This window comes from Clostridium sp. (assembly GCF_030532265.1).
Taxonomy (GTDB): domain Bacteria; phylum Bacillota; class Clostridia; order Clostridiales; family Clostridiaceae; genus Clostridium.
On the sequence record NZ_JAUNLM010000011.1, the window covers coordinates 47,353 to 55,363 of the forward strand.

At 26.9% G+C, this 8,011-nt stretch carries 9 protein-coding genes; 1 reads left to right on the forward strand and 8 read right to left on the reverse strand.

Annotation, left to right across the window (positions count from 1 at the left end):
• Nucleotide 1 precedes the first annotated feature (1 nt).
• Nucleotides 2–925 carry an aspartate carbamoyltransferase gene (pyrB, locus tag Q4E08_RS04480; protein WP_303128895.1) on the reverse strand — a complete coding sequence of 308 codons (924 nt, stop codon included), beginning with the start codon at nt 923–925 and terminating at the stop codon, nt 2–4.
• A gap of 249 nt (nt 926–1,174) precedes the next feature.
• The gene (locus tag Q4E08_RS04485; protein WP_303128896.1) at nt 1,175–2,212 is read right to left on the reverse strand and encodes a TDT family transporter; all 1,038 of its coding nucleotides are present in this window, start codon (nt 2,210–2,212) and stop codon (nt 1,175–1,177) included.
• 377 nt (nt 2,213–2,589) lie between these two features.
• On the opposite strand from Q4E08_RS04485, the gene Q4E08_RS04490 reads away from it, so the two are divergent.
• Nucleotides 2,590–3,528: a polysaccharide deacetylase family protein gene (locus tag Q4E08_RS04490; protein WP_303128897.1), complete on the forward strand. Its 939-nt coding sequence runs from the start codon at nt 2,590–2,592 to the stop codon at nt 3,526–3,528.
• Between the two features lie 57 nt (nt 3,529–3,585).
• Here the strand turns inward: Q4E08_RS04490 and Q4E08_RS04495 are convergent, their stop codons facing one another.
• From Q4E08_RS04495 to Q4E08_RS04520, 6 genes are all read right to left on the reverse strand, one after another.
• Nucleotides 3,586–4,155, reverse strand: coding sequence for a manganese catalase family protein (locus Q4E08_RS04495; protein ID WP_303128898.1), 570 nt, complete (start codon nt 4,153–4,155; stop codon nt 3,586–3,588).
• Nucleotides 4,156–4,167: 12 nt separating this feature from the next.
• A complete protein-coding gene (locus Q4E08_RS04500) occupies nt 4,168–4,419 on the reverse strand; it encodes a spore coat protein CotJB (RefSeq protein ID WP_303128900.1) in 252 nt (83 codons plus the stop codon).
• A 22-nt stretch (nt 4,420–4,441) separates the two neighbouring features.
• A complete protein-coding gene (locus Q4E08_RS04505; RefSeq protein WP_303128901.1) occupies nt 4,442–4,585 on the reverse strand; it encodes a spore coat associated protein CotJA in 144 nt (47 codons plus the stop codon).
• Nucleotides 4,586–4,717: 132 nt separating this feature from the next.
• Complete coding sequence (locus Q4E08_RS04510) at nt 4,718–5,497, reverse strand: serine hydrolase (RefSeq protein ID WP_303128902.1); 780 nt, start codon at nt 5,495–5,497, stop codon at nt 4,718–4,720.
• 138 nt (nt 5,498–5,635) lie between these two features.
• Nucleotides 5,636–6,736 carry a 6-phosphofructokinase gene (locus tag Q4E08_RS04515; protein ID WP_303128904.1) on the reverse strand — a complete coding sequence of 367 codons (1,101 nt, stop codon included), beginning with the start codon at nt 6,734–6,736 and terminating at the stop codon, nt 5,636–5,638.
• Between the two features lie 308 nt (nt 6,737–7,044).
• A complete protein-coding gene (locus tag Q4E08_RS04520) occupies nt 7,045–7,905 on the reverse strand; it encodes an undecaprenyl-diphosphate phosphatase (RefSeq protein ID WP_303128907.1) in 861 nt (286 codons plus the stop codon).
• Between the last annotated feature and the right edge of the window lie 106 nt (nt 7,906–8,011).

Here is an 8,011-nt window from a genome sequence, read left to right on the forward strand (position 1 = left end):
ATTAACATACCCCCAAAAGTTTACATATTAATGCCATTCTTGCATACATTCCATACTCAGCTTGCTTAAAATAAGCTACTCTTTTATCACCGTCAACTTCTACAGCAATTTCATTCACTCTTGGAAGTGGATGCATAACTATCATATCCTCTTTTGCAAGGTCCATTTTTTCCATATCTAAAATATAACTATCTTTAAGTCTTAAATATTCTTCTTCATTGAAAAATCTTTCTTTTTGAATTCTTGTCATATAAAGAATATCAACTTCTTCTATTACATCTTCTAATCTTTCAACTTCTTTAAATTCTATATTATTTTTCTTTAATACTTCATCTCTTATATAATCTGGAATTCTAAGTTCTTTTGGAGATATCAGTACGAATTTATTGTTTTCATATCTTGACATTGCTTTTATTAAAGAATGTACTGTTCTTCCATATTTTAAGTCTCCACATATACCTATAGTTTTATTTTCAAGATTACCTTTTAATGTTTTTATTGTTAATAAATCTGTTAGTGTTTGAGTTGGATGTTGGTGTCCACCATCACCAGCATTTATAACTGATACATCTGAATACATACTTGCTACTCTAGCAGAGCCTTCTTTTGGATGTCTCATTGTTATAATGTCTGAATAAATTGATACCATTTTTATTGTATCTGCAAGTGTTTCACCTTTTGATGCTGAACTTGAATTTGGCTCTGAAAAGCCTAAGATATTTCCGCCTAATCTCATCATAGCTGCTTCAAAGCTAAATCTTGTTCTTGTACTAGGCTCATAAAATAGAGTTGCTAAAATTTTTCCATCACATATCTTTGAATATTTTTTTGGATTTTCTATAATTTGATGTGCTAAATTGAAAATTTCTTCTAATTCACCTACAGTAAAATCCATAGGATCTATTAAATGTCTGTCTTTTAACATAATATCACTCCTTCTTAACCTCTCAGTGTTAAATTTAAAGGGAAATACGTTCTTGTAATTATATACTTGTCTAAAAAAACTTTTAAAAAAAGCCTTCCTTAAATACTAAGGAAGGCGTAATTATCCCATATATAACTACATTACTATTACTTCCTTAATGACCTCTCTGGATCAAATTAAAGGTTATCTTGTTTGTAAGAATACCACTAAAAAGATAATCTGTCAATAATTTAAAGAAGTAATTATTTATTATTTTGTTAAATCTTCAACTTCAGAATCTGGTAAAATTTCTTCTTTAACAGTTGTTTCAAGTAAACTTTCTTCTTTTTCTAAATCTTTTTCTAATCTTGGATTTATTGCTTTAATAAATAATAATAAGAAATTAAATACAACATATAAAATAACACCTGTACCTATAAATATTTCAATATCACCTATTGTTTTAAATACAGATTGCCATATGCCACTTCCTAAATATTTACTTACTTTATATGCTGCCATTACACTTATAGCTAATGGGAAAGTTAACGCTGCATATGTTGGCGCAAATCCTTTCTTTATAAATCCTATTATATAACTATAAACTATAATTAAATTTATAAATGATATAATTACTAAAACCCAAAGTATTACTGGATTTATAACTGTAAATGCTGAAGTATATCCTACTATACAAAGACTTGCAGGTGCTGCCATTACTCCTATTGTTGGTAGTTTATGTTCTTCAATAGCTTTATGATTATATACTCTATATAACATTATTGGCCATGTAATTATATATAATACAAATCCAAAATAAAATAATAATCTAGCTAAGCTATCATGCCCCATTCCAGGACTTGTAACGCATGCTACAACTACACCAATCCATATTACAAACCAACTTGGAACCATATCTTCTAATTTAAAATTTTTAAATCTAAATATTGAAAATACTATAAATAGTATAAAATGTACTGCTACACATAAAAGCCATACAGTTTCTGCTATTTTAGGAGCTACATCTAAAAAATATGCTGCTATTAACATAAGAGCCATATCTATAGTTGGATAAAAACTACCTAAAACAGGATGTTTTAATTCCTCTAAAATTTTCTTTGGAAATTTCACTATTCTTAAAAACATTAATGCTAAAGCTATAATTGAAAATATAATTGCTACTGGCTTAAAAAATTTTATATTATTTAATTGCCAAGCAGATCCAATAGTTATTAATCCTAGTGAAGTACCGCATATTCCTATTGGATAATTCTCTAATTTATTTAATAAATTATTTTCAACCTTCATATATACACCTCCATTGATCTTTACAAGATTGATTATATATACAAATTTCAAATAAGAGAAATATTTATATTTTATATTTAACATAGGTATTTACTTATTTTAAAATTTTATATAAAATTCATCTATATTTTCCCATTTAAATATGTAAAGTATTAAATTTATTATTTATTATTTATTAAATTTTAATATTAATTAATCTCAATTTTAATAAAAACATACAAGGTATTTTAACATAGAAATTATCTTATATCTATAATTTATTAATTTACATTTTTTAAATTTTTATTATATATTTGTTATTATTTTATATCCGAATAAAAATTTAATTAAGAACAATACTAAAAGTAATTAATTAAATTAACTAAGGAGGATTAAATATGAGTGAAAATAATAAAAATAAAAAAATAGTATTCTTTATTTTAGTAATATTACTTATTTTTATAATACCTGTATTATATTTTTCAAATTTTAAATCTACTAAACCTAAAGTTGCCAAAGCAGAAAATACAGGCACAAAACAAGAAACTAAAAATGAAGTAAAAAACGAAGTGAAAAATGAAGTGAAAAAAGGATCAGTTAATAATAACTACTTACAATTAAAAGATGATCCTAACGCAGATGATGCCTTAGTTATTTCTAAAAATACAAATGAATTAATAAAAGGTTCTATTCATTATCCCGTTAGAACAGATAGAAAAAAAGTTGTTTATTTAACTTTTGATGATGGACCATCAACAACAAATACTCCAAAAGTACTTAATATTTTAAAAAAACATGATATTAAAGCAACTTTTTTTGTAACTGGAAAATCTATCATAGCAAGTGATGAATCAAAAGCTTTATTGAAACAAATTGCTAATGAAGGACATGCCATAGGTAACCATACTTACAGTCATAATTATAATTATCTTTATCCTTCTAGAACAATAAATGTTGATAATGTAATATCCGATTTAAAAAAGAATGATAAATTAATGAAAGATATTTTAGGAAAAGACTTTTATACTAGAATCATAAGATTACCAGGAGGATATCGTTCTTGGAATGGTAAAGAAAATTTTAAAAATAAAATGAAGGAACTAGGTATTAGAAATATTGATTGGAATGCTTTAAATGGTGATGCAGAAGGTAAAAAGAAAAACTCTAAAGAACTAGTTTCTTATTTAAAAAATAGTGTTAATGAACTAGGAAAAGATGCAGATAGTATTGTAGTACTAATGCATGATACATATGGTAAAGCTGAAACTACAAAAGCTCTACCAGAAATAATTAAATACTTTAAAGATAAAGGTTTTGAGTTTAGAACAATAAAATAAAATTTTACAATATAAAAAAGAGCCTTTAACAAAGGCTCTTAATTTTTCTATTCTAAATTAATTATATTTACATTTATAGTTATCTTGAACATCCATTAATGCTTCACCAAATCTTTGGTAATGAACAACTTCTCTTTGTCTTAAAAAACGTAATATTTCTTTTATATCTTGATCATCTGTCAAATCTATAAGCCATTCATAGGTTGCTCTAGCTTTTTGTTCAGCTGCCATATCTTCATTTAAATCTGCAATAACATCACCTTTTGCTTGAATATAAGTTGCTGTCCATGGATTTCCTTGAGCATCACTATAATATAATGCTTTTCCGTGATCTGTATAATGAGCAGCAAGTCCAGCATTTTTCAAATCTTCAATAGAGGCATTTTCCATTAATTGATAAATCATAGTAGCAATCATTTCTACATGAGCTAATTCCTCTGTTCCTATATCAGTTAATAAGCCTTTAGCTTTATTTGTTGGCATTGTATATCTTTGATTTAAATACCTAAGAGCAGCACTTAATTCACCGTCTGGACCTCCATATTGTGACATTAAAAATTTTGCCATCCTAAGATCATTACATTTTAAATTTATAGGATATTCTAAAGTCTTAACATAGTACCACATAACTAAATCCTCCTAATATTTAATTTCCCAAGGCCATGGTTGATTGACCCACTCTAATGGATTTTCCACATAAGCATCTCCAAAGTTTCTTATAGGTCCATATTTTAATTCATATTCACTAATTAAAGCGTCTAACTTTCTAGAAACTTCTTTATAGTCACTTATAGCTTCTTTATCATTAGGGAAATTATCAAGATAAAGATTTAGTTCTACTGCATAAAACTGTATCTTTTGTATACTATTCAATAATTCAATTTCTTTCATAATTTTACCTCTCTATTATCTTCTATTTATAAGGTTTATATAGATCTTTAAATATAGTTCCTCTACAAAGACCTTCATAAACTGAATATAAATTTTCGTATTTTTGAGGTAATATATATGCACGTGCATACTCTAAATCAAAACATTTATTAGCACAATAAGACATACATATCATCCTTTCTTCTATAAATATATTAATATGTTATGTATGTTAAAAAGAAAATGTTACATATTTCATGTTTAATTCATCAAAAAAGAGAATTCTAAATATTTAGAACTCTCCTTTGAAATCTACATATTAATTCCAATTATTAATTATATTATCCCACATCATCTTTCCACATTTAGCTAATGTAACAGTTCCATAAACACTATTTGGAACTTCTGTAGATAACACAGTAAAGGTAAATGTTCCTTTAGAAAGTTGTATTAATGCTGTATCATTTTCAACACCTGTTTTATCTCCAGTTTTACTTGATATTTCATACTTTAAATCATCAGGTATATATAATGCTAATTTATTTTTTATCTGCTGTCTTCTGAGAATATCTATAAGCATGGTACTATTTTCTTCGGTTAAATAAGTTGCTTTGTATAGATGCTTCCATATCTTTGATAAGTCTTTTGCTGATGTTAAATTTTCTATGTCAATTTTACCTGTTCTTTCATCCGCAGTCTTTCTATTTAATTTAGTGTTCTCTAATCCCATTTCTCTTATATCTTCATTTATTCTATCCATTCCAATAATATCAATAATTTTATTTGCAGCTGTGTTATCACTTTGAATAAGCATAGCCACTAAAAGTTCAAAAACCGTATAATCTCTTGAATTAAATTCATGAATTATTCCTGTTCCATACACTTTATCGACACCATCGATTCTAATCTTATCCATAAAAGTTATTTTTCCTCTTTCAACATCTTTTATTAAAGAGACTGCTATTGGAAGCTTCATACATCCCGCCGCCGTCATTTTAACGTTTTCATTATATCCATAAACAAATCCACTTTCTAAATCTTCAAAGAAAAAACTATAAGTACCAATTCTTGATTCTAAATATCTTTTAACCTCTTTCATAATACCCTCCAGCTTTTTATTTTAAGTATGAACTTAATTTTAATAATATTTTGTTAATAAAATTATAACATATTTACATATATTTTGAAAATATAATTAAAGGATTTAGCATTATGCTAAACCCTTGATATATATTAATTAATCACCAAATGATATTCCTATCTTTTTAGCTATTGTAACCAATTCACAACTAGGATCAACTTGTTTAGTATGTTGCCCAATAACATTTTCTAGACTATCATATGTTATTTTATCACCTTTTAAACAAACCATATTCCCAAATAATCCTTCATTAATCATTTCTACTGCAGCTACTCCATATCTTGTTGATAATATTCTATCAAAGGTTGATGTGTTTCCACCTCTTTGAATATGTCCAAGAACAGTACATCTAACTTCATGGTCTTTTATTATTTTTTCTAAATCATCAGCTAATTTATTTCCAATTCCACCTAACCTTATTGGATCTGGACTATCTTCTACTATTTTTGATATTACTACATCTCCATCTTTTGACTTTGCACCTTCTGCTACTACTATTATAGTAAACATTTTTCCTTCATCTTTTCTTTCATTAATTTTTTCTACGATTTTATTTATATCATAAGGTATCTCAGGTAATAATATAACATCTGCAGATCCTGCAATTCCTGATTCTAATGCTATCCATCCTGCTCCTCTTCCCATTACCTCACAAAGCATTATTCTATGATGTGATTCAGCAGTTGTATGAAGTCTATCTAAAGCTTCTGTTGCAACATCTATTGCAGTATTAAATCCAAAAGTTACATCAGTTGAAGCTAAATCATTATCTATAGTTTTTGGAACTCCTATAACTTTTATTCCTTTTCTTGAAAAATCTCTAGCTGAAGTTAAAGTTCCATCTCCACCTATTACTATAAGAGCATCTACACCTTCCTTTTTAAGATTTTCCACTGCTACATCTGAAACATCTTTCTTAATAAATTTACCATCCTCTTCTATAGCATAATCAAAAAGATTATCCTTATTAGAACTATAAAGAATAGTTCCCCCTCTATGAAGTATTCCAGATACAGATTCTAATGTTAATGGTATAAAATCATTTTTATAAAGGCCTCTATATCCAAACTTATATCCTATAACCTCATACCCATAATTTAAAATAGCGGCTCTAGTTACAGATCTAATTACAGCATTTAATCCTGGGCAATCACCACCACCAGTTAATAAAGCTATCTTTTTAACCTTTTTCATCATCTAATAAATCCCCCTCTATTCTTTTAATGTTCCCCGCTCCTATTTTTTAACATTAAACTTATAAAATCTTATTTAACTTTAGTAAACCCTTTTGATTATTTTTCCTTTTAAGTAAAATATTTACCATTTTTATGATATCATATTTTTTTCTTTATATAAAGATAAATTTATTATTATTTTAAAAATCAAGTTAGTTTTATATTAAAATTATATTTTTAAAATTTTATCTTAATAAATATAAATATTTACATAATAAAAAAATCAGCCAAATAAAATTCTTGACTGATTTTTTTATTATTTATTTAATTTTATAATGGTGGTAAAGTCATTAATCCAGCAAATACTAATACTGCAAGTATAACTCCTACAACTATTCTATAAACTGCAAATACCCTCATAGGTTTCTTCTTTAAGTAGTTTACAAACTTATTCATAACAATAAGAGCAACTATAAATGCCACTACAAATCCTACTGCTAAAGCTATCCAATCAGTTGTTGTCATAATTGAATAATCAAACTTTAACATATCAAGTCCAGTTGACCCTACCATAGCAGGTATTGCTAAGAAAAATGAAAATTCAGCAGCTACAGGTGTTGAAAGTCCAGCAATCCATCCACCCATTATTGTAGATGCACTTCTTGACATTCCAGGCCACATTGCAAAACACTGAGCAACACCAACTATTAAAGCTTCTTTAGGTGTAATTGCATCAATATCCCTTGCTTTTGCTCTTCTTTTTCTATAAATATTTTCTATAACTATTAATAGTATACCTCCAACTATAAATCCATATATTACAGCTCTTGGAGTAAATAATGATTTTATTTTATCATGAAGAAGTAATCCCACTATAAGTGCAGGTATTGAACCAACTATTACATTAATACCAAATCTAAAACCTGTTTCTCCTTCTCTTCCTTTAGTAAATATAAATTTAAAAAATTCCACAACGCTAGTGCTTATTTTAGTCCAATATAATACAACAACGGCAAGTATTGCTCCAAGTTGTATTACAACCGTAAACATATCTGCAAACGCTCCAGTAAAGTTTATTAAATTACCAACAAGAATCATATGTCCTGTTGATGAAACTGGAACGAACTCCGTTAGACCTTCTACTATAGCAACAATAATTGCCTTAAGTATTAATAGCAAATCTATTCCCACTCATTCTCACTCACTTTCTAAAAAATTTCTGACTTTTTAATTATAAGTTTATTATAATGACTTGTCTATATATTACAATTTAATTAATCTAATTTTAAGAAAATAA